The sequence below is a fragment of the Streptomyces sp. NPDC050433 genome, from assembly GCF_044458565.1.
In the GTDB taxonomy this organism is placed as follows: domain Bacteria; phylum Actinomycetota; class Actinomycetes; order Streptomycetales; family Streptomycetaceae; genus Streptomyces.
Window position 1 is genome coordinate 294,153 of sequence record NZ_JBITIB010000001.1, and the last position, 23,620, is coordinate 317,772.

The 23,620-nt window shown below is 69.3% G+C and carries 23 protein-coding genes; 12 read left to right on the forward strand and 11 right to left on the reverse strand.

Going from position 1 to position 23,620, the window contains the following annotated elements; all coding sequences use genetic code 11:
- Positions 1-58: 58 nt before the first annotated feature.
- From ACIBLA_RS01405 to ACIBLA_RS01425, 5 genes are all read right to left on the reverse strand, one after another.
- On the reverse strand, positions 59-256 hold the full coding sequence (locus tag ACIBLA_RS01405; RefSeq protein ID WP_399197494.1) for a hypothetical protein: 198 nt from the start codon (positions 254-256) through the stop codon (positions 59-61).
- Positions 257-343: 87 nt separating this feature from the next.
- The gene (locus tag ACIBLA_RS01410) at positions 344-1,186 is read right to left on the reverse strand and encodes a helix-turn-helix domain-containing protein (protein WP_399197495.1); all 843 of its coding nucleotides are present in this window, start codon (positions 1,184-1,186) and stop codon (positions 344-346) included.
- Complete coding sequence (locus ACIBLA_RS01415) at positions 1,183-1,710, reverse strand: DUF6879 family protein (RefSeq protein ID WP_363243687.1); 528 nt, start codon at positions 1,708-1,710, stop codon at positions 1,183-1,185. The genes ACIBLA_RS01410 and ACIBLA_RS01415 overlap by 4 nt, the downstream gene beginning before the upstream one ends.
- 2 nt (positions 1,711-1,712) lie before the next feature.
- Positions 1,713-1,922, reverse strand: a complete 210-nt coding sequence (locus ACIBLA_RS01420; protein WP_399197496.1) for a hypothetical protein — start codon at positions 1,920-1,922, stop codon at positions 1,713-1,715.
- Between the two features lie 177 nt (positions 1,923-2,099).
- The gene (locus ACIBLA_RS01425; protein WP_363243689.1) at positions 2,100-2,510 is read right to left on the reverse strand and encodes an ATP-binding protein; all 411 of its coding nucleotides are present in this window, start codon (positions 2,508-2,510) and stop codon (positions 2,100-2,102) included.
- 122 nt (positions 2,511-2,632) lie between these two features.
- On the opposite strand from ACIBLA_RS01425, the gene ACIBLA_RS01430 reads away from it, so the two are divergent.
- A complete protein-coding gene (locus ACIBLA_RS01430) occupies positions 2,633-3,454 on the forward strand; it encodes a Scr1 family TA system antitoxin-like transcriptional regulator (protein ID WP_399197580.1) in 822 nt (273 codons plus the stop codon).
- The gene (locus tag ACIBLA_RS01435) at positions 3,441-3,644 is read left to right on the forward strand and encodes a DUF397 domain-containing protein (RefSeq protein ID WP_399197497.1); all 204 of its coding nucleotides are present in this window, start codon (positions 3,441-3,443) and stop codon (positions 3,642-3,644) included. Before ACIBLA_RS01430 ends, ACIBLA_RS01435 begins: the two co-directional genes overlap by 14 nt.
- Before the next feature lie 26 nt (positions 3,645-3,670).
- Here ACIBLA_RS01435 and ACIBLA_RS01440 read toward each other — a convergent pair whose 3' ends face one another.
- The 3 genes from ACIBLA_RS01440 to ACIBLA_RS01450 form a co-directional block, all read right to left on the reverse strand.
- Positions 3,671-4,600, reverse strand: a complete 930-nt coding sequence (locus ACIBLA_RS01440; RefSeq protein WP_363243692.1) for an STM4015 family protein — start codon at positions 4,598-4,600, stop codon at positions 3,671-3,673.
- Between the two features lie 381 nt (positions 4,601-4,981).
- Positions 4,982-5,866 (reverse strand): helix-turn-helix transcriptional regulator, encoded by an 885-nt coding sequence (locus ACIBLA_RS01445; RefSeq protein ID WP_363243693.1) that lies wholly within the window; start codon positions 5,864-5,866, stop codon positions 4,982-4,984.
- Between the two features lie 36 nt (positions 5,867-5,902).
- Positions 5,903-6,709: an SDR family oxidoreductase gene (locus ACIBLA_RS01450; RefSeq protein WP_363243694.1), complete on the reverse strand. Its 807-nt coding sequence runs from the start codon at positions 6,707-6,709 to the stop codon at positions 5,903-5,905.
- Positions 6,710-7,041: 332 nt separating this feature from the next.
- On the opposite strand from ACIBLA_RS01450, the gene ACIBLA_RS01455 reads away from it, so the two are divergent.
- From ACIBLA_RS01455 to ACIBLA_RS01480, 6 genes are all read left to right on the forward strand, one after another.
- A complete protein-coding gene (locus ACIBLA_RS01455) occupies positions 7,042-7,779 on the forward strand; it encodes a hypothetical protein (protein WP_363243695.1) in 738 nt (245 codons plus the stop codon).
- Between the two features lie 419 nt (positions 7,780-8,198).
- The gene (locus tag ACIBLA_RS01460) at positions 8,199-8,954 is read left to right on the forward strand and encodes a hypothetical protein (RefSeq protein WP_363243696.1); all 756 of its coding nucleotides are present in this window, start codon (positions 8,199-8,201) and stop codon (positions 8,952-8,954) included.
- Positions 8,955-8,986: 32 nt separating this feature from the next.
- Positions 8,987-9,625: an alpha-ketoglutarate-dependent dioxygenase AlkB gene (locus ACIBLA_RS01465; RefSeq protein WP_363243697.1), complete on the forward strand. Its 639-nt coding sequence runs from the start codon at positions 8,987-8,989 to the stop codon at positions 9,623-9,625.
- A 167-nt stretch (positions 9,626-9,792) separates the two neighbouring features.
- Entirely contained in the window at positions 9,793-10,488 is a 696-nt protein-coding gene (locus ACIBLA_RS01470) for a type 1 glutamine amidotransferase domain-containing protein (protein WP_363243698.1), read from the forward strand.
- 220 nt (positions 10,489-10,708) lie between these two features.
- Positions 10,709-12,973 carry a hypothetical protein gene (locus tag ACIBLA_RS01475; protein ID WP_363243699.1) on the forward strand — a complete coding sequence of 755 codons (2,265 nt, stop codon included), beginning with the start codon at positions 10,709-10,711 and terminating at the stop codon, positions 12,971-12,973.
- A complete protein-coding gene (locus ACIBLA_RS01480) occupies positions 12,970-15,342 on the forward strand; it encodes a glycosyltransferase (protein WP_363243700.1) in 2,373 nt (790 codons plus the stop codon). Before ACIBLA_RS01475 ends, ACIBLA_RS01480 begins: the two co-directional genes overlap by 4 nt.
- A gap of 73 nt (positions 15,343-15,415) precedes the next feature.
- On the opposite strand, the gene ACIBLA_RS01485 is transcribed toward ACIBLA_RS01480, so the two are convergent.
- The 3 genes from ACIBLA_RS01485 to ACIBLA_RS01495 form a co-directional block, all read right to left on the reverse strand.
- Complete coding sequence (locus ACIBLA_RS01485) at positions 15,416-16,219, reverse strand: hypothetical protein (protein WP_363243701.1); 804 nt, start codon at positions 16,217-16,219, stop codon at positions 15,416-15,418.
- Positions 16,220-16,324: 105 nt separating this feature from the next.
- Entirely contained in the window at positions 16,325-17,677 is a 1,353-nt protein-coding gene (locus ACIBLA_RS01490; protein WP_363243702.1) for a polysialyltransferase family glycosyltransferase, read from the reverse strand.
- Positions 17,677-18,657 carry a glycosyltransferase family 2 protein gene (locus tag ACIBLA_RS01495; protein WP_363243703.1) on the reverse strand — a complete coding sequence of 327 codons (981 nt, stop codon included), beginning with the start codon at positions 18,655-18,657 and terminating at the stop codon, positions 17,677-17,679. The genes ACIBLA_RS01490 and ACIBLA_RS01495 overlap by 1 nt, the downstream gene beginning before the upstream one ends.
- Before the next feature lie 187 nt (positions 18,658-18,844).
- On the opposite strand from ACIBLA_RS01495, the gene ACIBLA_RS01500 reads away from it, so the two are divergent.
- From ACIBLA_RS01500 to ACIBLA_RS01515, 4 genes are all read left to right on the forward strand, one after another.
- Positions 18,845-20,170, forward strand: a complete 1,326-nt coding sequence (locus ACIBLA_RS01500; RefSeq protein ID WP_363243704.1) for a DUF6716 putative glycosyltransferase — start codon at positions 18,845-18,847, stop codon at positions 20,168-20,170.
- A gap of 200 nt (positions 20,171-20,370) precedes the next feature.
- Positions 20,371-21,588 (forward strand): acylneuraminate cytidylyltransferase, encoded by a 1,218-nt coding sequence (locus tag ACIBLA_RS01505; RefSeq protein ID WP_363243726.1) that lies wholly within the window; start codon positions 20,371-20,373, stop codon positions 21,586-21,588.
- Between the two features lie 12 nt (positions 21,589-21,600).
- Positions 21,601-22,539 (forward strand): N-acetylneuraminate synthase family protein, encoded by a 939-nt coding sequence (locus tag ACIBLA_RS01510; protein ID WP_363243705.1) that lies wholly within the window; start codon positions 21,601-21,603, stop codon positions 22,537-22,539.
- Between the two features lie 5 nt (positions 22,540-22,544).
- On the forward strand, positions 22,545-23,615 hold the full coding sequence (locus ACIBLA_RS01515) for a hypothetical protein (RefSeq protein ID WP_363243706.1): 1,071 nt from the start codon (positions 22,545-22,547) through the stop codon (positions 23,613-23,615).
- Positions 23,616-23,620 lie beyond the last annotated feature (5 nt).

Below are 23,620 nucleotides of genomic sequence, written 5' to 3' on the forward strand. Positions count from 1 at the left end.
CGGCGAACGGGGGTGAACACCGACCGGGACTCCGTCCAGCCCGCCGTCAGCAGGGTCACTACGCACACCCCGGCTTGCAGGCACGTGGGAACCAGCGGGCCTTGACGCCGTGCGCGACCAGGCCGGCGGACAGGACGCGCTCCTCGTCGGCGGTCAGAGCCAGGGGCTCCAGAAGGGACACGGGCCAGCCCTCGCCCCGGCGGTAGGGCACGGAGGCAGGCTCAGCAGTGGTGGTGGGGCTGGTCGCGGTAGTCATGCACCGGACGGTACGGCCGACTGTTTCTCAGAAACTCGCGTGTTTCTCGATGTTTCTCACGCGATGGTCGGTGTTGCCGGGTGTTGCTCAAACGGGAGTCAAAGTGGCCCGTGCGCGGGCGATTATCCGGTGCGCGTCCCGCCCGGTGACGGCGCCGACGGCGAGTGCGTCCCAGACCTTCCGGTACAAAACGATGTCTTCCGGGGAGTCGAGCCACATCTCGGCGTGCCACGACTCGGCGATGACCAGTCGGTCATCGTGGATCCAGAAGTCATCGCCTGCCGCGATCCGCACGTCCGCACCGAGCGGGATGACGCCGAGTTCCACGGTGGACAGCCCGTTGACGGACATAAGCCGGTCCAACTGGTCGGCAAGGACCATGGGCGGGCAGATACGAACGTGCAGCGCGGACTCCCACAGCAGCACCTTGTACCGCTTCTCACGGGCGTACAGGCCCTCCTGACGCCTCATCCTGGACGCCACACCGTCTTCTACGTCCCGTACGGCGCCGTGCAGCTCGGCGTAGTTGGACAGCACGGCGCGCGCGTACTCCGGAGTCTGGAAGATCCCGGGGACGACGGATGCGGAGATGCCTCGGAGCACCGTGGTCCGTTCGTGCTGGGCGCCGAGTGCGTCCTGGACCGCGCGGTGTCCGCCGGCGAGTTGCCGACGCCAGGAACGGTACGTCGATTCGAGACCGGCGAGGCGGCCCTTCAGCTCGACGGCTGTCTCCGGCCGACCGACGCCGATCGCCCATGCGTCCAGGTCTGCCACCGCCGCGGTCTGCTTGCCATTCTCCAGCTTGCTTACCTTCGACGGCGCCCAACCGCACGTTGCGGCGAGCCCGCGTACCGTGAGCCCTGCCTCGGTGCGCAGCTCGCGCAGCCGCGCACCGAGGGCGACCCTGGCCTGCTGGTAGTCAGTGCTCACATAGGGGAACGTACCCGCGCGGCGAACTCCTCGTACCTGGTGGCGTGATGCCATGCGGCGTCTCGGGCCTGGCAGGCCCGTACGACGTCCTCGGGGTCGGTGCTCAACTCCATGCGACGTTCGGCGTCTTCCCAGTTGAAGCGAGCCAGGACTCGGGAGTCGAACAGCCAGAAGTCGACGGTCGGCAGGCTGAGCGATTCGGCCTCACTCCTGGGTATGTACCGGATGTCCTCGCCTGCGGCCAGGTTGTCGGGTGTCGTGGCCAGGAGGTACCGCTGCCCGTCGGTGGCGGGCTCGTCGACCAGGCGTACGCGCTCGATCCGTTTACCCGCGGCCGTCTGCTCGCGCGCGTTCATGAACCACGGGCCGTCATCTCGCGGCGGGTTGATCCCCGCGAGGAACCGCTGGTACTCCTCCGTGGCCTCGTCGGCGGCGTACGAGCGGCGAGTCTCCAGGCGCCACGCCGTGTGCTCGAAGCCGTCGCGGAAGAAGTCGAGGATCTGGTGTGCGGGGACCGCGTCCAACGTCACTCCTTCGGCGCGAAGTTCACGAGCAAGGCGCGGTCCACGACCACCAATGACTCCCCCTTCAGCGGGTTCGCCATCCGCGCCAAGACCCCGGGATCCGTGACCGTGTATCCCTGGACAAGAATTTCGCCCGTCTCTACGTCTTCGTACAGCGTCGGGCACTCACCGGATTTGCTGTTGGTGCCGAGCATCCGCAGTTCGCGGGTCATGGGCTTCCCCTCTCGGTGACGGGTCGATCTCGTTGACCGTGCCGTGACGGTAGCCGGACGATCGAGAAACACAACAGAGCATGACGAAGGCGCCCCTGCCCCCGGAGGGGAACACGGCGAAGTCTGCTCGGGGGTATTGACGACGGTCCGGATCGAACGGTGGCGGGTGGCCGGTGCTCACTCGGGAAGTGACAGCTCCGCCCAGACGGATTTTCCGGGCCCGTTACGGTCCTTGACCCCCCAGCTGTCCGCGAGCGCGGCGACGAGCGCGAGCCCTCTGCCGTCGGGCGCGTCCAGGTCCGGTTCGCGGGCCTCGGGCCAGTCGGGCGAGGCGTCGTGCACCTCGATCCGGAGCGTGTCGGACATCCGCACGTACCAGGTCTCGATCTCCCGCCCCGGCGAAACGCGGGCGTGCCGCCCTGCGTTGGTCAGCAGCTCGGACAGCACGAGCACGGCGGCCTCTTCGAGCGGAGCGAGCCCCCACCCGGCAAGCGCCTTCCGCAACTCCCAACGCGCGAGCCCGACGCAGCGCGGGTGCCGGCTCCAACGGAGTACCACCGAATCTCCGTGGCCGGAGTTCATCAGCATGGGAAAGCCTCCTCCAAGTTGCTCTCTGTGACGTTTCGCTTACAGAGTGGGGTGGTGGGCGCTACGGTGGAAGGGGTTCGATCTTGACAACGCGCAGTTCAAGGACAGGAGTTGATCGCGTGATGGAGCAACGGGTGCCTCGCAGTCCTCGGGAGAAGTACGGGGAGGAGCTGAAGCTGCGCCGTATCGCGGCGGGGATGACGCAGGAGGCGGTGGGGCGGGAGATGATGTGCTCGCCGACGCTGATCAGCCACTACGAGGCGGGGCGTCGGCTGCCGAGCCCGTCGGACGCGAAGCGGCTGGACAAGGTACTGGGGACGGACGGGTTCTTCGAGCGGTGGCTGGAAGACTTGGACTCGAAGTTCGCCCATCACTTCGCCGCTGCGGCGGAGTTGGAGAAGCAGGCGGCCGAGATCCGTCAGTACGGGCTGACACTCGTGCCCGGTCTCTTGCAGACCGACGACTACGCGCGGGCGTTGTTCCGCGCGTACGACCCGAACTACCGGACAGACGACATTGACCGGCGGGTGGTCAACCGCATGGAACGGGCTCAGATCCTTGAAGGGCCGTCAGGCCCCGTACTGTGGACGCTGCTGGACGAAGCGGTGCTCCGACGCCGAGTCGGAGGAGCGCTAGCCATGGCTGCGCAGTTGCGCAAGATCGCGGACATGGCAGAGGCGGGGCGTCTGCGGTTGCATGTACTGCCCTTTGGGGCTGGGGAGCACGCTCTGATGGAGAGCCTGCTCACCCTGATGAGCTTCAAGGATGCTGCACCCGTGGCGTACGTCGAGGGTCTGTACACCGGGAACTTGATGGACGATCCGGCCCTGGTGAGCAACTGCCGAACGGCCTACGATCTGGCGTTGGGCGATGCGTTGTCGCACGGGAAATCACTGGCCCTGGTGCGGGTCGTAGCGGAGGAACACGAAAATGGTGAGCAGTGAGCGCTTCACGGGGTGGCGTAAGTCGAGCTATAGCGGCGGCGGCAACGGCGAGTGCCTTGAGGTAGCCGACGGCCACCCCGTCGTTCCCGTCCGCGACTCCAAGTCCCCGCACGGCCCCGCACTTGTCTTCCCGACCGCCGGCTGGTCCTCGTTCGTTACGGCGGTCAAGACGGGGACGCTCCGCCGCTGATCGGCGGTGCGGGGCGTAGCGCGAGGTTAGAAGTCTCGTCCGTCCGCGACGAAGTTGTAGACCTCGTCCTCGAAGGAGCCGTGGAACTCGCCCATGGCATCGCTCAGGTCGACCTCGGTGTTCGCGTACGCCGTCCGCAACCGCCCCATCATGCCGTCGGACAGGTAGTGGTGACGCAGGTACAGGCGCTCCAGGTGGGTCAGCGGCTGGCCCGAGAGCAGACTTTCGGCGCCCTCGTCGGTGAGCGTTCCCAGGGCCAGGCTCAGTGAGCGCAGGCGGGCCACCACGGGAGCCGTCGCGATCGACTCGGCGATCTCGTCCTGGATCGCGCTGTTCTCCACGCCCAGGTGCCGCAGCGCGGGCAGTCGCTCGCCGCTGAGCATCGGCGCGAGATCGAACGCGTTGGCTGTGTCGTTCTCTCCGTCGTCGACGCCGAGCCACACATCCAGGTGTTCCAGCGCAGGCAGGTCGCTGGCCGCCACCGCCCGCGCGACGTCGGACGGCAGGCCGCAGGATTCGAACCGCAGGGTCCTGAGCGTGTCATGCCGGAAAGGGCTCAGCTCCCACTCCTGCTTTCCCCGGACCTCCAGACGCTCCAACAGCGGGAAGAGTTCGAGAACAGGTGTGAGGTCCGTCTGCCAGATGTTGTAGAAGTCCCCCACGTCGCCGAGGTACAGCGCCCGCAGCCGGGGGAATCGCTCGGCGGCCTCGATCAGGGGCGTCGCGGCGGGCGGGCCGTCGAAACCCGTGAAACCCATCACCAGGGCGGCCACTTGGGTCGTGTCGACGGTCTGTACGAAGTGCTCGAACAGCTCGGGGAACTCCGGCGCCCCCGAGAACGGCGCACTGAGATGCCAGGCCGACGCCTGGGGGGCCTTACGGGCGCCGGCTCTGTCCGGATCGAAATCCACCAGGGGTAGGCCGTGGAACTCCTTGGTGCGCTGATAACCGGGCATCGATGTGCGTCCTTCTGCCGTGAACTTCCCTGGACGCGGCACAAGTTACCGGCCGGGTCTGACAACGAGTTTTTCACGGCAGCGGACCGGGTGACTGATCCCGGATCGCCCCGGCTTGATGCCGGTGGATGGTTCACCCAGAAACGAAGAAGTGCCTTGCGACCTGCGATGATGGGGTTTTTCTAGGACCACATCAGGCACGATCGACAAGGCACTTCCGAAATGCAGTCTTCCCATGCCGCGGCGGCGGTCTCATCCGCGTTCGATGATCCGAACCTGATCGCGTACGGCGGGCTGGAGCCGGTGGTGCGGCTGGCCGAGCGGTGCGGTCTGCCCGCGCTGGTCGGGGAGACGGACCCTAGTACGGCTGAAGGGGTTGGACTATCCGTTGCGTGCTTCGAACTCGGTCGCCAGCGTCTGTTGGGTGGCCGCCCACGACGCCAGGAGCGCCAAATTGTCAGCGGTCGGTGTGCCCGCGGGTGCGGTGTAGACGTTGAGGTGCAGGCCGGGTTCGGCGGGCAGCTCCATGGATTCGACGTCCAAGTCGAGCTGGCCCACGATCGGATGGTGCACCCGCTTGCGGCCGGACCGGTGCAGCCGCACGTCCTGAGATGCCCACCGCTGCCGGAATAGCTCACTGCACGTTGACAGTTCGCCGACTAGGGCGATCAGTTCCTCGTCGTGCGGATTGCGGCCGGCTGCCATGCGCAGCTTCGCGGCCGCGTCACCGGCAACCTGGTCGTAGTCGACAAAGAAATCTCTGGCCGCCTCGGGGTTCAGATAGACGAACCGCGCTGTGTTCGCGGGCCGTCGCGGGTCGGCCAGCACCGGTGAATACAGCGCGCGAGCGAGTTGATTCATGGCGAGCACGTCATAACGGCCGTTACCGATCCAGGCCGGCGCATCGGAGATGGCGTCGAGCACCTGCTGCAGCGTCGAGCGCACCGCCACGGCAGGCCTGCGCCGGCGTGGGCTGCGGGGCGCCCTCGATTGGCGCGCGAGGTGGAACAGGTGGTCGCGCTCGGCTTCGTCGAGCTGCAAGGCAGAGGCCAACGCGTCGAGCACGCCGTCGGAGGCACCGGCGAGGCTGCCGCGCTCCATGCGCACGTAGTAGTCGACGGATACCCCCGCCAGGAGCGCTACCTCCTCGCGGCGCAGACCTTTGACCCGGCGGTTGCCGCCGTAAGCGGGCAGGCCCGCCTGCTCGGGTGCGATGCGGGCGCGACGTGAGCTGAGAAACTCCCGGATCTCGGTGCGTAGATCCATCGCGGTTATCTCCTCACCGTAAGCCCGTCCCGCACTCTAATGGATACCCGTTGCGGTCGTTGCGGTGCCGCCGTCCACCGGGATGATGGCGCCCGTGAGGTAGGACCCAGCCCGGCTGGCGAGAAACACGGCGGCACCCGCCATGTCGTCGTCGCGGCCGAGCCGGCGCAGAGGGGCCGCCGCCGCGATCGTGTCACCGATGGCATCGAGCGTGGAGTCCATCATCTGCGACGGGAACACTCCCGGTGCTACCGCGTTCACCGTGACGTGCTGTGGGCCCAGCTCCCTGGCAAGTACCCTGGTGAGTTGATGGAGTGCCGCTTTGCTGCTGGCGTACGAGTAGTTGGGCGACTCGGCGACGTGGATGGCGGCGATGCTGCCGATGTTGATGATCCGCGCGGGATCATCGGCGGTGCCCGCCTTACGAAGTGCCGGGAGCAGTGCCTGCACCAGCCAGAACGGCGACTTGAGGTTGAGGTCGAGCACTGCATCCCAGGCCTCGTCCGGGAACGTCTCCAGCGGCTCGCGCCGCATCGCTCCCGCGTTGTTGACAAGGATGTCCAGGCGTTCCGAATCGGCCTGGACAAGATCAGCGAGGCGCTGACACTCGTCGTGCCTGGACAGGTCGGCGGGGATTGCTCGCACGTCGCCGAATTCGGACAGTAGACGCTGTGCCTCCGCGCACGTGTCTGCGTTGCGTGAGCTGATGACGACGCGGGCGCCCGCCTGGAGAAGGCCGCGCGCTATCATCATCCCAATGCCTCTGGTGCCGCCAGTGACAAGGGCGTACTTTCCCCTCAGATCGAAAAGTTCTGTGTGAGTGGTGAACTGGTTGTCCGCCATTGGTCTCCGTCCCTTCTGTCGTAAAAGAATGCGCCGACACGGTCGCGTATTCGGGGCAGCTGAATTGAATGATGATGGTAAAGCTGCAGTGCGTTTCCATGGAGTGTTGTCGGCGCTTTCGACTCAACCAGGTTGACAGGCGTTTGGAACGTCGGGGAGACCCTGGTGATACAGGTACTGTCAGAACCCCCCTTCCCTGGTGCGCTGAGTCCGGATCGCCCCGGCTTGATGCCGGTGGATGGTTCACCCAGAAACGAAGAAGTGCCTTGCGACCTGCGATGATGGGGTTTTTCTAGGACCACATCAGGCACGATCGACAAGGCACTACCGAGATGCAGTCTTCCCATGCCGCGGCGGCGGTCTCATCCGCGTTCGATGATCCGAACCTGATCGCGTACGGCGGGCTGGAGCCGGTGGTGCGGCTGGCAGAGTGGTGCGGTCTGCTCAAGCTGGCCGGCGAGCACGTCCGGCTGCCCGCCTCGAAGGACGGCATGGCCGCGGGCGCCGACAGCATCGACGACATGGACCGGCTGCGGCACGGCGCGATGGGCCGCCTGTTCTCCGGAGTGAGGGCCCCGTCCACGCTGGGGTCGTTCCTGCGCTCCTTCACCCACGGGCATGTGAAGCAACTGCACGCCGTGGCCCGCCGGTTCCTGCACGAACTGGCCCGTCACACCCCGCTGCTGCCCGGCGCGGACCAGGCCGCCTACGTGGACATCGACGACACCATCCGCCGCACCCACGGCTACGCCAAACAGGGCGCCGGATACGGATACAGGGACCCTCGAAACTCCGCGCGCGGGGCGGCAGCGTTCGTCGCTGAGACCATCCGCACCCCACGCGCCTGCGGCGCCAGCGGCATGCTGGTGCTGCGGGCGGACTCCGCGTTCTACGGCGCCGACGTCATCAACGCCTGCCGGGCCCTGGGTGCCCGCTTCTCCATCACCATGCGGATGAACGCCTCCGTCAAAGCCACCATCGCCCGCATCGACGAGGACGCCTGGACACCGATCAAATATCCCCAAGTGGTCTGGGACGAGGAGGGCCAGTGCTGGATCTCCGACCCCTGAGAAGCCCTCGCCCACCCCGCTGCGCGCGGTTGACGGCTCCGACGTCAATGCGTGCCGGGACGCGGACTGCGGGATCCTGCTGCGCGGCGCCGCCGAGATCCCGGTGCGGTCCGGCTTCGGCTTCACCAAGTTCCAGCTCACCTACGAGAAGCCGAAGTCGTGACGTTCGATGTCCAGTGTTCGGAGTACGGGGGCGCAACCGGCTACATCCGCGGCACTGGCCATCTGACACGCTGCTGAACGGCGAGTCTCAGCGTCGCTGCATGGGTGCCGCCGGCGTGCGGCCAGTCCCTAATGCCCCTCGCACACCTCCTGGTACCCGACCTCCGGCAACTGCTCCTCCCAGGCGGCGCGGGTGAGGATGCCGCCGGTGCGGGCGCAGACGTCGGTCGCCGCGCGGTCCGGGTCTCCTGACCACCGTGCTGGTACGCGTCGACGCGCACGACACCGCTGACCTCACCGGCTGGCTCCGCGACCGCGAGCCCACCCGTGACGTACTCGACCGGTCCGCCGACGCCGCGATACGTACGGAACCCGCCGCGTTGGTGGGATGCGGCGACGACCTGATCGGGGAGGACAGCTGGCAGCAGGCACGGGCGCGTTACCAGCAACTCCTTGACGCGTACCCCGACGACGCCCGCTCGGACGAGGCCCGTGGCGGTGTGAAGAAGGCGGGCCTCGCCATCGAACTGAACCAGGTACGCGCACTGATCACGGACACGTCCAGCACGACGTCCGGATACTGCGACGCACCCGCCAAGTACAGCGGCACCCCGCCGTACCGCAAGGGTTCCAACCGCGCGCTGTTCCTCGGCGACACCGACTACACCGACCAACTCCCCGGCTCCTGGCGTACCGAGAACCCGGCGAAGGCGGCGCTCGTGGTCTGCGCGGGCGCGGCGAAGAACGGGGCCGCGGTCGAGACGTGCTTGTACGAAGACGACAAGTCCGCGCAGTACCAAGTGACCTTCTTCAAGGTCAAGATCCCGCTGAAGGTCTACGAGCTGCGCGCCGGAAAGCGCGTCAACCCGCGCCAGGTGCAGATCAGCGGCGGAAGCTGCCCGAGCGTTCTGCGCTACGAGTACTACGGGATCGATGTCGGGCCGGGCGACGAATTCGTCTCCACCTCCAAGTCCGGTGTGTCGGACGCCTTCCGGCCGATCATCAAACGGTGAGACGCGATGTGTCGTCTGGTTAGTGTGCAGCCATGTCTGAGACCCCCCAGCCAACTCTCTTCCCCAGCCCGAGCCCCAGCCCCAGCCCGAGTACCGTCGCCGTGCCAGGACTGCGCTACGTCGCCGACTGGCTCAGCCCCGGTACCGGCGAGGCTCTGCTCTCGCACATTGACGCGGCACCGTGGTCGGCGCAGTTGAAACGGCGCGTGCAGCATTACGGCCATCGGTACGACTACGGTCGCCGCAGCGTGCGCGCAGACCGCCAGGAGCCGGCGCCGCCGATCCCCGTGTGGGCAGGGGAGTTGGCCGCCCGGCTGGTGGGTGAGGGGCTGATGGACGGGGACGCGGAGCAGGTGATCGTCAACGAGTACGAACCCGGCCAGGGGATCAGCGCCCACGTCGACTGCCTGCCGTGCTTCGGCCCGGTCATCGCCGCGATCTCGCTGGGCTCCAGTTGTCTCATGGACTTCAGCAACCCTGAGGACGGTACGAAGCTGGCGGTGCCGCTCGCGCCGGGCAGCCTCCTGGTCATGACCGGCCCGGCGCGCTTCACCTGGCGCCACGCCATCGCCGCGCGCAAGAGCGACCCCGGCGCCGCGGGCCGTGTCCCGCGCGGACGACGGGTGTCGGTGACCTTCCGCATGCTGCTGCGTGACCAGCGCAGACCATGACGGACCGACCGTCGCGGTGAGCACGGCCCAGAACGGGCTGCGACTCGGCGCGCGCGTGTTAACCAGTGGGACTAAATTGGTGGAAGGGGAAAAACGGCTGCGGCGAGCCCGTTTCACGGGTCGTCCCGCAGGACCGTGACATACGCGTCCGAGAGGGGACCTTCGCCATGGCCAAGGTACTTTTCATCGTGAGCGGAGCCACCTACTGGGTGCTGACGGACGGCACCAGGTATGCGACGGGCTACTGGGCCGAGGAGTTCGCGAACCCGTACAAGATTCTGACCGACGCCGGCCACGAGGTCGTCGTCGCGACGCCCAACGGCGTGACCCCGAACGTCGACATGATGAGCCTGCGGCCCGAGATGGTCGGCGGCAACGACAGCGCGCTTGAGCTGGAGGCCATCATCCGTTCCGCGGAGGTGATGCGCCGGCCGCTGCAACTGTCGGACGTCCGTCTGGAGGACTACGACGCCGTGTACCTGCCGGGCGGTCATGGCCCGATGTCGGACCTGGCGTTCGACGCCGATTGCGGACGACTGCTGACGCAGCAACTGACCTCGGGCAACCCGCTGTTCATCGTCTGCCACGCACCCGCCTCGATGCTGGCGACGAGGATCCACGGCGAGTCGCCGTTCCAGGGCTTCAACGTCACCTGCTTCGCCAACGAGGAGGAGGAGGGCGTCGGGCTGGCCCCCAGGGCCCCGTGGCTGCTGGAGACCGAGTTGAAGCAGAAGGTCGGGGTCAACTACAGCCGCGGCCCCACCTGGGAGCCGTACAAGGTCGAGGACCGCAACCTGGTCACCGGGCAGAACCCGGCCTCGGCAGCGGTCCTGGGCGACCGGATGCTGGAAATCCTCAAGTGACGCTGCTCCGCCCGCTTCTCCGGCTTCGGATGGGCCGACTTGGAGCGGGCGCACGGCGTGACGGAGGTGCATCACCACGCGACCGCAAAGATCAAGGCGTACGGCGCGGGGCCGTGCCATGCCGACACGCACCGTGGTCGGGTGCTGACTCACGTACTCAGCCCCTGGCCGGTATCTGGCGCTCGGGAGCGGGGTCGGGGAGGACTTCGACGACGGTGGGGTGCTGCAGATCTGGGAGGTCGCCACCGGCCGCTGCGTCAACGTCATCGACGGCGTGCCCGGCGGCGTGGGCTGGGAGACCGACCGGCACATGATCCAGTGGTCGGCCGACGCCTCTGACATGGGCGGCCCGTTCCCGGCCTGGAGTCCCGACGAACGGCACCTGGCCCACCAGCGCGAAGGTCAGCTGGTGCTCAGCGACGCGGTGACCGGGGAACCGCTCGCCACGCGCGCAGCCCGTCCGGGCACCGCGCTGTTGTCCTGGGGTCCGGCCGGACGGCCGGCCGTCGTTGTGCCCGCGGGCAACGACGAGGGGGCGCGTCCGGGCGTGAGTGTGGTCGGGGCGACCGGTGAGCACCACTACGACCTGGAGCCGGCGCTCCGCCCGGCCGGCAGTTACACGCCCGACCACACCGCGTGGGCCTGGTCGCCCGACGGCGGCCGGGCCGCCTGCCTGACCGACGAGGGCCGGGTCGAGGTCTGGGACCTGGGCGAACGCGCCGAGAGGGCGGCCCCGCGCTCACGACGTCGGCTGTGTCCCAGCCGGAAAAGGCGGCGGAGCCGCCGTACGTCAAGAGCTAGCCGTACGCCCCCCGCAGCAGCCGCCGCGACCATTGTTCGGGCTCCACTCGTTCCTTCTGTCGACGCGGTCAGTTCACCTTCCCGTCGCGCGGGTTTCCTAGCCTGTCGCCCGACCCGCAACCTGATCGCGGGCAGACAGACGCTTGGGAGCACCATGACGAAGGTCCGCAACCGATGGCTCAGGCCGCGCGACGGGGACAGCCCGACCGGGCCGCCCGAAGGGGCCGGACAAGTGCCGGGTCGGGGGGACCGGATCACGCCGACCGAGCTGGACGTGTGTCTGCGCGCCTGCGCCGTACACAGCGGGAAGATGGTCGGCAGCCTCGACCGCAAGCGCTCCGAACTCGCGGAGAAGCTGCGCCTCGTGCTCGCCGCCCACGCCTCCGGCTCCGACGAGAGCGCCCCGGCCACGCCCGCCGGCACGCCGCTCATCCGGGGTCTGGCCAAGAAAGTGGTCGCCGGGCCGACCGGCTCGCTCAGCGGTGAGCTGCTGGACGCGCTGCTGGCCGCCGGCACCAAGGCTCTGGAGTCCGGTTACGCCGACGAGCTGAAGCTCTCGCTGCTCATCAGCGACGCCGTGCTGACCCAGCGCAAGAACTCGCGGGCCGGCTGGCGGCTGCGCGCCCGCACGCTGGAGGCCCTGGGCGACGAGCCGGCGACCATCGCCGCGTACGAGCGCTATCTCGACCTGACCTCCGAGGACGGCTTCGGTGTCGCCCCCCGGATCGCCGGTCTGCGCGCCGCGGGCGAGCAGCAGGACGAGATCCTGCGGCTGCTCGAACGCGGCTGCCCGCAGGCGTCGGTGTACGCGGACGGCCCCGCCACCGACGTCTGGGCCGAGGGCGTCGCACTGCACGACGCGGGCGACCGCGCCGGCGCCGAGGCGCGGCTGATCGGCGCGCTGCTCGCGATGCGCGGCGACGACAGCCCGGTGACGGACCTTCAGGTGTCCATCGGGCAGTATCTCGACCTGCGCCTCGCCCACGGCGGGCCGATCGAGGAGACCCGCCAACTCGCCGCGCTCTACGGCGAGATGCGCCGGGGCCGGCAGCGCGGCCCGGTCCCCGACCCCACCTTCGGCGACGTCCAGTGGCTCACCCTCGGCGAGTTCCGCAACCAGATCGCGGGCAAGTCCATCTGTCTGATCGCCAACTCGCAGAACGTCGGGCGTAGTTCGATGGGCGCCGAGATCGACGCGTACGACCTGGTCGTCCGCTTCAACTCGTACAAGATCGACGCGCCGGCCACCGGCAGGCGCACCGACATCCACGCCTCCATCCACAAGCACGGCTTCAACTGGGACCAGAAGGTCACCACCCGGCTGATCTTCGGCGGCCTCAGCGGCGACTGGAAGAACTCGCTGCGCAACCGGCTCGTGCCCGGCGCCCAGACCTACGTCAACGACGAGTCGCTGCGCTGGCCGCTGCGCAACATCGGCCGTGTCAGCAACGAACAGTGGCCCGCCATCCCGACCAGCGGCTTCAACATGCTCTGGCTGCTGGACTTCCTGGACGCCAGCCCGAAGCTCGACCTGATCGGCTTCGACTTCTACGAGAGCGGCGCCTACCGCCTCAAGGAAGCGATGCGGATGCCCATCACGTCCGTGCACGAGTACACCAGCGAAAAGGCGTGGGTCATGGAACGCGCCCAGAGCGTGACCGACACGAGGATCTCCCTGCGATGACCGCCACCCCCCTCGCCCCAGCTGCCGCCGCCGACGCGCCGCTGTCCGCCAACGCCCTGACCGGCAAACGGCGTCTGGCCTTCGCGTCCTTCGTCGACGAGAACTATCTGCCCGGCTTCCTGGCGCTGCTGCGCAGCCTCGCGCTGTCCAACCCCGGTGTGTGCGAGGACTTCGTCGTCCTCCACGACGACCTGCGGCCCCAGTCGGTCGCCTCGATCCGGGCACTGCACCCGCGGGTACGGTTCCACCGTGTCGACGCCGCGCGCTACGACAGCTACGAGAAGGGCGACCAGGACAACTACCTGGTCCGCAAGGCGTACTTCATCCTCGACGTCTTCCGGCTGCGCGACTACGACACGATCATCACGCTCGACACCGACATGGTCGTCCTCGGTGATCTCTCCGAATTGCTCCAGCTGCGCGAAGGACTCGCCGCCGTACCGCAGTTCTTCTACGGGCAGCACAAGCTCAACAGCGGACTGCTGGTCATCCAGCGCGAATACCTGAGCGACGAGTTCTGCGCGCGGATCGACGCCACCGGCCGCAGCGGCGACTACGAGCTGGACAAGCACGACCAGGGCATCCTCAACTCCGTGCTCGACGGGGACTTCCTACAGCTCGACTCGCGCTACAACTTCGTCAAGCGGCGGCTCTCCGGCGACAAGCCCGTCCCCGACGACACCGCGATCCTGCACTTCACCGGACGCCACAAGCCGTGGCAGGGCGGCGAGGCCGGATACACCCAGGCCGAGGACCGCTGGCGCGAATTCCAGCTGAGCGACGCGGAGTTCTACGCCGCGTACATGGCCGTGTCCGGCACCATGCACCACGAGCTGGTCATCAAGTACGGCACCGAGCACGTCAAGCGCACCGGGGACGTCGAGAGCGCCCGCAAGGTCGCGCACGCGCACATCAACACGGGCGGCTTCCAGGAGGCCGCCGACATCCTCGGCAGCGTGCACATCCCGGTCGACGACACATGGCCGCACGAGGTGCTGGGACACGCCCTGATGAGCGTGTCGCGCTACGAGGAGGCCAAGGTCCAGCTGCACCTCGCGGCGGGCTCACCCGTCCGCGCCGCGACGTCCTTCGGGCGGCTCGCGCAGATCGCCTGGATCCACGGCGACGACGCGGCGGCGCACGCGTACGCCATGCAGGGCCTGGCCGTCGACCCCACGCACCGGCCCAACCGGCTGATGCGGCTGCGCACCCGGGGCCATGACCTGCCGGCCCCGCGCGAGGGCTCGCCCGAGGACCAACTCGCCCATGTGGCCTTCTACATGCCGCAGCAGGGCAACGCGGGCGACAAGCTGCTGCCCGAGTCCGTACGGCTCGCGGTCGGCACCAGCACCGGCGCGAACGGCGGCGCCGACACCGAGACGGGCCCGGCCCGCTGGCACTCGATCCACGCCCACCGGCTGTTCGACAAGGAGGCGCTGGAGCGCGTCAACGAGCGGCGCGGCCTGGTCATCGGCGGCGGCGGGCTCTTCATCCCGGACACCGCGCCGAACGGCAACAGCGCCTGGCAGTGGAACGTCCCCGACGAGCACCTGAACGGCATCGACGTCCCCGTCGTGGTGTACGCGGTCGGCTTCAACGCCTTCGACGGCCAGTCCTACCGCGCCGGGCGCTTCAACTCCTCCCTGCGCCAACTCGTCGAGCGCAGCGCCTTCTTCGCGCTCCGCAACCACGGCTCGATCGAGAAGGTCCGCGCCCTGCTGCCGGCCTCGCTCCAGGACAAGGTGCGCTTCCAGCCCTGCCCGACCACGGTCACCCGGCAACTGGTCGACGGCTGGAGCGACCCGGCCCCCGGTCAGCGCGAGAACACCGTCATGATCAACGCCGCGTACGACCGGGCGGGGCTGCGTTTCGGCCACGACTACGCGCACTTCCTCGCCGAGATGGCGAAGGCGGTACGGGCGCTGGGCGAGCACACCGAGGTCCAGTGCGTGGCGCACTCGCTGGACGACGAGAAGATCGCGTTCGACCTGCGGCGCGAGCACGACGTCTCGCTGCCGGTCATCCCGATGTACGACTTCGACAACGACGCGATCAGGGACACCTACGCCCGTACGAAGCTGGTCATCGGGATGCGCGGCCACGCGGGGATGATCCCGTTCGGCTGCGGCACGCCGATCATCTCGCTGATCTCGCACCCGAAGATGGCGTACTTCCTGTCGGACATCGACCGGCCCGAGTGGGGTGTCTCGGTCCACGACAGGAACCTCGGGGCGCTGCTCACGGAGCGGGCGCTGGGGCTGCTGGACGACCACGCCGCTTCGGTGGCCGATGTGCACGGCAGGCAGCAGGAGCTGTGGAAGGTGACGCAGTCGAACGCGGCGGACCTGCGGGCGATCCTGGGCGGCTGAGGCCGCTTCGTCATCCGGCGTCATCCGGCGTCGTACGGGCTTCTCGGCCCGTACGACGCGGGACGGCGTTCCGTCAGTAGTGCACCTGCGTCGGGAACGTGGCCGTCGGGGTGAACAGCCCGGCGTACGTCGCCTCTTCGTGGTGCCTGCGGTGCCGCCCCGCCCGGTTCGCCTCGGCGCTCTGGGTGGACGACGGATTCAGCATCCCGTTGTCGGCCAGGGCCTGCACGCGCATCAGCAACGCCCGGATGTCCAGGCCCAGTTCGCCCGCCACCGTCTGGAGGTCCAGGCCCGACTGCCAGCTCCAGAGCAGCACCGAGTCCATGCTCGACGACCAGACCACCGGGTTGTTCTCCGTCTCGGCCGTGTGGAGCACCGGGGACGCGGAGTCCTGGTGGTGGGCCATCTCCGGGAGCGGGGCCGCCCCGTCGCGCGGATGCGGCAGATTCACCTCCGCCTGGGTGCCCGGCGGCACCTGCGCCTGCTGCTGATACATCTGCTGCTCGGCGTACGGTTCCTCCGCCGGCTGCGCGGGCTGCTGCGCGGCCGGCGCGGTCGTCGGCGCGGCGGCCGGCTGCGCCTGCGGGATCGGCTGGGTGTGGGCCTGCGGGTAGCGGTCCAGCAGCTCCTCCGCGACGTTGCGCGCGTCGCTCTTGCCGACCGTCCGCCGCGCGAGCCGCACCTCGCGCTCCGGCAGACCCATCAGATCCGCGACCGCACCGTCGTTGCCGACGGTGACGGCGAACGCGGCGAGCGTCCGGCTCCGCTCCGCCTGCGCCTCGTCCAGTACGGCCTGGGCCTGCCGCACATGCTCGTCGCTGGCGCAGAAGGCCTCGGCGAGGACGCTGTTCCGATCCCAGAGTTCACGTGGTTCCACGTGGCTATCAACGCGGCAGAAGCGGATGAGAACGTAATCTTCAGTAAAATTACGCCAAATGCAGCAAAGGTTTACCACCCTCCAAAAGAGTGACAAGGGGGGGTTCTACGCGCGAAACCGCAGTACCGCGCGGCGCAGCCGTCGCGCCCGGCGCACCACGCGCTGCGCCGCCGCGTTCTGCGGGATCCGGACGAGCTGCGGGCCAACCGCGCCCGGCAGCCCGAGCGTGGTCAGCCTGCGCCGCTTGAAGTAGCGCAGGGTGTGCGGGTCCAGCCGTCCGGCCAGGAAGCTCTCCGCCGCCGCCCGCAGCCGCGGGTGCATCTGCGGCTGCATCACGAAACCGACGGCCGTGACCAGCTCGGCGGGGTGCGCCTCGGGACGGTGCGTACCGTCGTCGTCCAGCGGCGGGACCAGCGCGTCCACGAGCGTGAGGGGCACCCGGTTGCTGTTCTGGTACGGCGAGAGCTGATCGAGCAGCAGGTCCGTGCCCGCGCGGGCCACCGGGATGCCGAAGAACGCCGACGCCGTGAACAGCGCCGTCGAGAAGCAGCCGACGACCAGGGCCGGCTTCAGCCGGCGGTACAGCACCTCGGCGAGCACCGGGCTGTCCAGCACGGTCAGTTCGGCGCCCAGCTTCGCCGCCTCCTCCTCGAGCCGCCGCGACCAGATGGCCGGAGCGGTGGGGTGCGGCTTGAACACCACACGCGTATGGCCGAGTGCGACGACGCCCCGCACCATCGTGAGGTGCAGTTCCTCCTCCTCGCGCTCGGTGATGAGGCCGAGCATGGAGAGGTACTGCCCGAGCAGCAGCGCGGGGGCCACGTCGGGGGTCTCGAAGTCCTGTGCGCTCTCCGCGAGTTGGTCCAGCACCCGGAGGAACGCCGGCGTCGGCACCGTCTCGGAGGGGACGCCGAACTCGGTGAGCAGCAGCGGCACGAGGCCCGGTACGAGATCGAGGTGCAGCAGCCGGCGGATGCGCGCCCCGACCTGGAGGTCGAGCCGGTTGCGGGTGGGGCCGTAGCTCATCAGCCCGTCCGCGTACACCTCGATCGGGGCCGCCGTGAAGATCTCCGCGAGCGTGAGCGCGGGGCTGACCTGGATCGATTCGAGGATCAGCTCCACCGCGTCGTCGCCCAGGCCCCACGCGAGCCGCAGATGGCGCTCCCAGATCGGCAGGTCGTCCTCGCGCGGGACCCAGCCGCCGGGGTGGAACGGCGCGATGGTCTCGTTCCACGACAGGACGGAGTCGAAGCGGTCGCGCAGTCGCGCGAAGCCGGGCATCTCATGGACGGCCGGGGTCAGTTCGGGCGTACCGGCGTTGTTGCTCACGACCAGGACGCTCCGGTCGACGGCCGGGTACAGCCCGGCGTCGATCGCGGCGACCAGCGTGGCGGCGCCGTACAGGGTGGAGGCGTAGAAGACGCGCGTCGTGCGGCGGGGGGAGAGGGAGTTCGTCATCAGGCCGCCGCCGTCCCGGTCGCGCCCTGGCGCCTGCGCAGCCTGCGCAATTGGGTGGAGCGGTCGAGGTCCATCGAGTTCAGTGCTTCTTTCAGTACGTCCTGCGGCAGCCGTTTCATGGCGGCGGCGCTCATCGTGCGCAATTTCCGTGCCACCGCTGGTTCGAAGCGGTCCTTCGCCCCCAAGTGGTGCGAAATGATGGCCAGATATGTCCGTACGGCCTTGAGGAGAAACCGCTCGCCCTCGGGGTCCGCCGCTGTTTCCTCGATCACCTGGTCGAATGCGCGGATGAAGTCCAGCTGGCGTACGTCGCCGATCTGGGTGAGCGACGAGGCGACACCGCGCCGGTAGAAGATCCCGAGCATCCCCACGGCGGCGAAGGACTCGGCCTCGCGGTGCAGCCGCCAGATCCACGGCCGGTCCTCGGCGGTCCGCAGTCCGTCGGTGAAGTGCAGCAGCCCCTGGTCGGCGAGCCGCCGGTGGTACATGCCGGCCCAGGCGTACGCGTAGTCCACGGACGTCGTCTTGTCGGCCGGCAGGATCGTCTCGCGCGGCTTCAGGACCGTGCCGCGCGGGCCCACCGGGACACGGTGCACCGTCCGGGCGCGGCCGGTGAACTGGACATGGTCCGTACGGACGAAGTCGCAGCCCAGCGCCTCGATGGTGGCCAGCAACTGCTCGAAATAGCCCGGCACCACCCAGTCGTCGCCGTCGAGGTAGGTGATGTATTCACCGCGGGAGGCGTCGAGACCGGTGTTGCGCGCGGTGGCCAGTCCGCCGTTCTTCTCGTGCGTCAGTAGGACCGCGCCGGGCAGTTCGCGCTCCGCCCTCCGTAGCAGGTCCGGGGTGCCGTCGGTCGAACAGTCGTCGACGAGCAGGAACTCGAAATCCTCCCGGCTGTTCGCGAAAAGGCTTCGAAGGGTTTCGGGGACGTATGTCTGCACGTTGTAGAACGGCACGACGACAGAGAGCTTCACCACCTCGGTGACGCTAGGCGGCGGCCCGTCATTCGTTCCGACATTCGCGAGGATGCAAGGTGAACGACGGATGGCGGAACGGTTAACCCAGTCCGTTCCCGGGCCATTTCGCTCGCTGTCGACCCTCTGTTAACCCTTTATTGCTGTTGCGTTGGGCCGCCAATCGGAATGCCTTCCTAACGTCCAACACGTGCCATCACGTAACAGCCAAGCGGTCCGGGTCGCTGTGCTCGCCGACTCCGACACACGGTGGAAGTGGGGCGCGCTCACCGCGCGCCGCATCACACCCGACGACCGTGACATCGAGCTCAGTGGCTTCCTGCTGCGCGGACGGGCGACACCCACCGCCCGTCAGCTTGAGGAGGTGGGAGCCGAGGCCGACGCGCTGCGCGAGATGACGGGGACGGAGTTCCTGGACGTCCTGCGCGAGGAGACGTACGACGTCGTCGTCCTCGCCCTGGTCGGCGGCGCCGTCCAGGCGATGCTGCACGGCATATCCGCGCTGGACCTGCCCGACCGGCCGGCGCTCGTCACCGGCTACGTCGGTGTCGTCTACGAGAAGCTGTCCGACGGACTGCTGCTGCGCCACGGCGCGGACATCGTCCTCGCCAACTCCCGCCACGACGCGCAGCGTTTCCGCGCCGTGTACGAGGGAGTGGGCGCCTCGTCCGACTCGGTGACCGAGGCTGCGCTGCCCTTCCTCGGCGGCGCGCGGTACGCCCCCGAAGAAGACCGGGACACGGTCGTCTTCGCCGCCCAGCCGTCCGTCCCGCTGACCCGCGCCGACCGCGCGTACCTGCTGCGACGGCTCGTCGAGCACGCGAGGCTGCACCCGCGCCGCGAGGTCCTGCTCAAACTGCGCAGCCGCGTGGGGGAGCAGACCACCCACGTCGAGGAGTACCCGTACCAGCGGCTCGCCGAGAAGGTGCCCGGCGGCCTGCCGCCCAACTTCCGCCTGGTGTACGGGAACATGGGCGAGGTCCTGGACGGCACCGACCTGCTGGTCACCGTCTCCTCCACGGCGGCGCTGGAGTCCCTGCACCGCCGTATCCCCACCGCGATCCTCACCGACCTCGGGATCCGCGAACCCCTCGGCAACCACCACTTCATCGGCTCCGGCTGCCTCGCCTCCTGGGACCAGCTCGACGGCGGGCAGCGGCCGAAGGCCGACCCCGTCTGGGCGGACCGGCAGGGCGTCGCCGCCGACGGCAGTTACGCCTCCGCGTTCGACATCGCCCGACAGCGCGTCGCGAAGCTGCTGGCCGACCCTGAACTGCCGCCGATCACCCCGTACTACACGGCGACCACCGCGCCCGGCTATCTGCCGGGCCTCCTCGCCCGCTACCACCTGGCGCCCGACGGCACCCCGCTGACGGCGGCCAACCGCGGCACGGCGGCCGGCGCGACCGGCGTGCGCCGCGTCGTCCGCGACACGGTCCGCGCGGCGGCCCGCGGCGCCTACCGCCACGGGGTCCAGCGCGTGGCCCCGGTGATCCGCCGGATGGGCGAGCTGTGACCCCCGGCCCGCCGGGCGCGAGCGCCGCCTCCGCACCCCGCGTACGCCGCCGGCCCCTGCCGGCCGACGTACTCGCCGACTACGGGTGGTCCGGCTGGGCCGAGCAGGCGCCGCACGGCGCGGCCGACGGCGCGACACACGGCGCGGCGGGCGAGCACCCCGCGCGGCAAGAGCACGCAGTGAACCAAGGAGAACCGTCCATGACCGTCCTCGCCGTGATCCCCGCCCGCGGTGGATCCAAGGGCGTCCCCGCCAAGAACCTCGCCCAGGTCGGCGGCATCCCGCTCGTCGTGCGCGCCGTCCGCGCCTGCCTGGCCGCCCGGAAGGTGACCGACGTCGTCGTCTCCACGGACGACGCGGCCATCGCCGACGCCGCCCGCGCCGCCGGCGCCGAGGTCGTGCTGCGCCCGGCCGCCATCGCGGGCGACACCGCGACCAGCGAGGCCGCCGTCCTGCACGCCATGGACGCCTACGGCGCGATGCGCGGCGCCGCGTACCGGACCGACGTGGTCCTGCTCGTGCAGTGCACCAGCCCCTTCATCACCCCCGGCGACCTCGACGGTGTCGTGTCCGCCGTCACCGAGGGCGGCGCCGACAGCGCGCTGACCGTCGCACCGACCCACGGCTTCATCTGGCGCTCCGAGAGCGACGGCTTCGGCGTCAACCACGACAAGTCGAACCGGCCCCGCAGGCAGGACCGCCCCCAGGAGTTCCTGGAGACCGGCGCCGCCTACGCGATGCGCGCCGAGGGCTTCCGGGAGGCCGGACACCGGTTCTTCGGGCGTACCGAACTGGTGAGCACCGACCCCGAGCGTGTGCTGGAGATCGACGACCCGCACGATCTGGAGCGGGCCCGCGCCCTCGCGCCGCTCCTCGACACCCCCGCGCTCCCCGGCCGCACCGACATCGACGCGGTCGTCCTGGACTTCGACGGCACCCAGACGGACGACCGGGTGCTCGTCGACTCGGAGGGCCGCGAGACCGTCGCCGTACACCGCGGTGACGGCCTCGGTATCGCCGCCCTCCGCCGCGCCGGCCTGGAACTGCTCATCCTCTCCACCGAGCAGAACCCGGTCGTCGCCGCACGCGCCCGCAAGCTGCGCGTGCCGGTGCTCCACGGCATCGACCGCAAGGACCTCGCACTGAAGCAGTGGTGCGACGAGCACGGAGTCACACCCGAGCGGGTGCTGTACGTCGGCAACGACGTCAACGACCTTCCGTGCTTCGCGCTCGCGGGCTGGCCGGTGGCCGTCGCGAGCGCTCACGACGCGGTACGCGCGGCGGCGCGTGCCGTCACGACGACCCCCGGCGGCGCCGGCGCGATCCGCGAGATCGCCACCTGGCTCCTCGGTCCCGGTCTGGACGTCAACACCCCCGCGACCCCCCATGGCGCAACCGCCGACATCTCGACCAGTTAAGGAAACACTCAGATGACCCTGCTGAGCACCAACTCCCGTCTGCGTACCCTCGGCACCCGCACCGCGGGCCCCGGCCGCCCCGTCTACGTGACGGGTGAGATCGGCATCAACCACAACGGCGACATCGACAACGCGCTCGCGCTGATCGACGCCGCCGCCGACGCCGGCTGCGACGCCGTCAAGTTCCAGAAGCGCACCCCGGAGATCTGCACCCCGCGCGACCAGTGGGACATCGAGCGCGACACCCCCTGGGGCCGGATGACGTACATCGACTACCGCCACCGCGTCGAGTTCGGCGAGGACGAGTACCGCACCATCGACGAGCACTGCAAGAAGCGCGGCATCGACTGGTTCGCGTCCCCGTGGGACACCGAGGCCGTCGCGTTCCTGGAGAAGTTCGACGTACCGGCCCACAAGGTGGCCTCCGCGTCCCTCACCGACGACGAGCTGCTGCGCGCCCTGCGCGCCACCGGCCGCACCGTCATCCTCTCCACGGGCATGTCGACGCCGAAGCAGATCCGCCACGCGGTCGAGGTGCTGGGCAGCGAGAACATCCTTCTCTGCCACGCCACTTCGACGTACCCGGCCAAGGCCGAGGAGCTGAACCTGCGGGTCATCAACACCCTCCAGGCCGAGTTCCCGAACGTGCCGATCGGCTACAGCGGCCACGAGACCGGTCTCCAGACCACCCTCGCCGCCGTCGCCCTCGGTGCCGCCTTCGTCGAGCGCCACATCACGCTCGACCGCGCCATGTGGGGCTCCGACCAGGCCGCCTCCGTCGAGCCGCAGGGCCTCACCCGCCTCGTCCGCGACATCCGCACCATCGAGGCGTCCCTCGGTGACGGTGTCAAGAAGGTCTACGAGTCGGAGCTGGGCCCGATGAAGAAGCTCCGCCGGGTCACCGGTGTCGTCGCCGAGGCCACGGACGGCGCACAGCCCGTGGCGGTCTGACAGCCATGAGCCGTCCCTCCGGGGTGCGCAGCCCCTCGCCCAGCGCCATCGCATTCGTGGAGAGCCCGGTCCAGCTCCTGAACGTGCTGGAGTGGGCGCGGGCGAGCGCGACCGGCGCGGAACTCACCGTGGTCGTCCTGTCGCCCACCGACCCCATGTCGCGCGGCCAGCTCCGGCGGATGGCCGAGCTGGCCCGCGACGCGGGCTTCACCGTGCGCTGGCAGGAGGCCCGCGGCGGCGCGAGCGCGCCGCTGCGGACGATACGGGAGCTGGCTCCGCTGCTGCGCAAGGCGGAGCGGATCGTCATCGGCGACCCGTTCTCCCGCTACGTACAGCTGCTGCTGACCCTGGTCAGCAGCAAGGAGCTGACCGTCGTGGACGACGGGACGGCGACGATGGAGTTCATCGCGCAACTCGTGCACGGTGAACCACTGGTGCGCTGGCACCGGCGGGGCGGCCGGCGCGGACCGCGCGAGCTGGTGCTCGCGCCGGTCTCCGCCGTCGCGCGGCGCCGGCTCACACCGTCGCGCACCCGCAGCGTCGAGGTCTTCACCTCGATGCCGGTGGAGGCGGCGCCCGGCATCACGGTCACGGCCAACACCTTCGAGTGGACCAAGGCCACCTTCGGGCCGCCCCGGATCGCCAAGGGCGCCGACATGGTCGGCACCTCACTGGTCGAGACGGGCGTGGTCGACCTGGAGCAGTACGTGACGGCGGTCGGCTCGCTCGCCCGTACCCACGGTGCGACGCGCTACTTCGCGCACCGGAGGGAGAGCGTGGAGAAGCTGCACCGGCTCGCCACGGAGACGGGCCTGGAGATCGTCCGCCCCGACCTGCCGCTGGAACTGATCGCCCGGCGCGGCCCGATCGGGTCGACCGTGCTCAGCTTCCCGTCGACGGTCGTCCACACACTGCCGCTCGCACTCGCCGGTACGGGCGTACGGGTGGCGGTCTGGGACATCGCCCCGGAGTGGCTGAAGTCCAACGCCTCACCGCGCGCCCACGGCTTCCTGTCGGGCGTCACGGGTACGGCCAGGGACGTACACAGGCTGCCGAGGCTGCCTGCCTCCGCGTAAGGGGG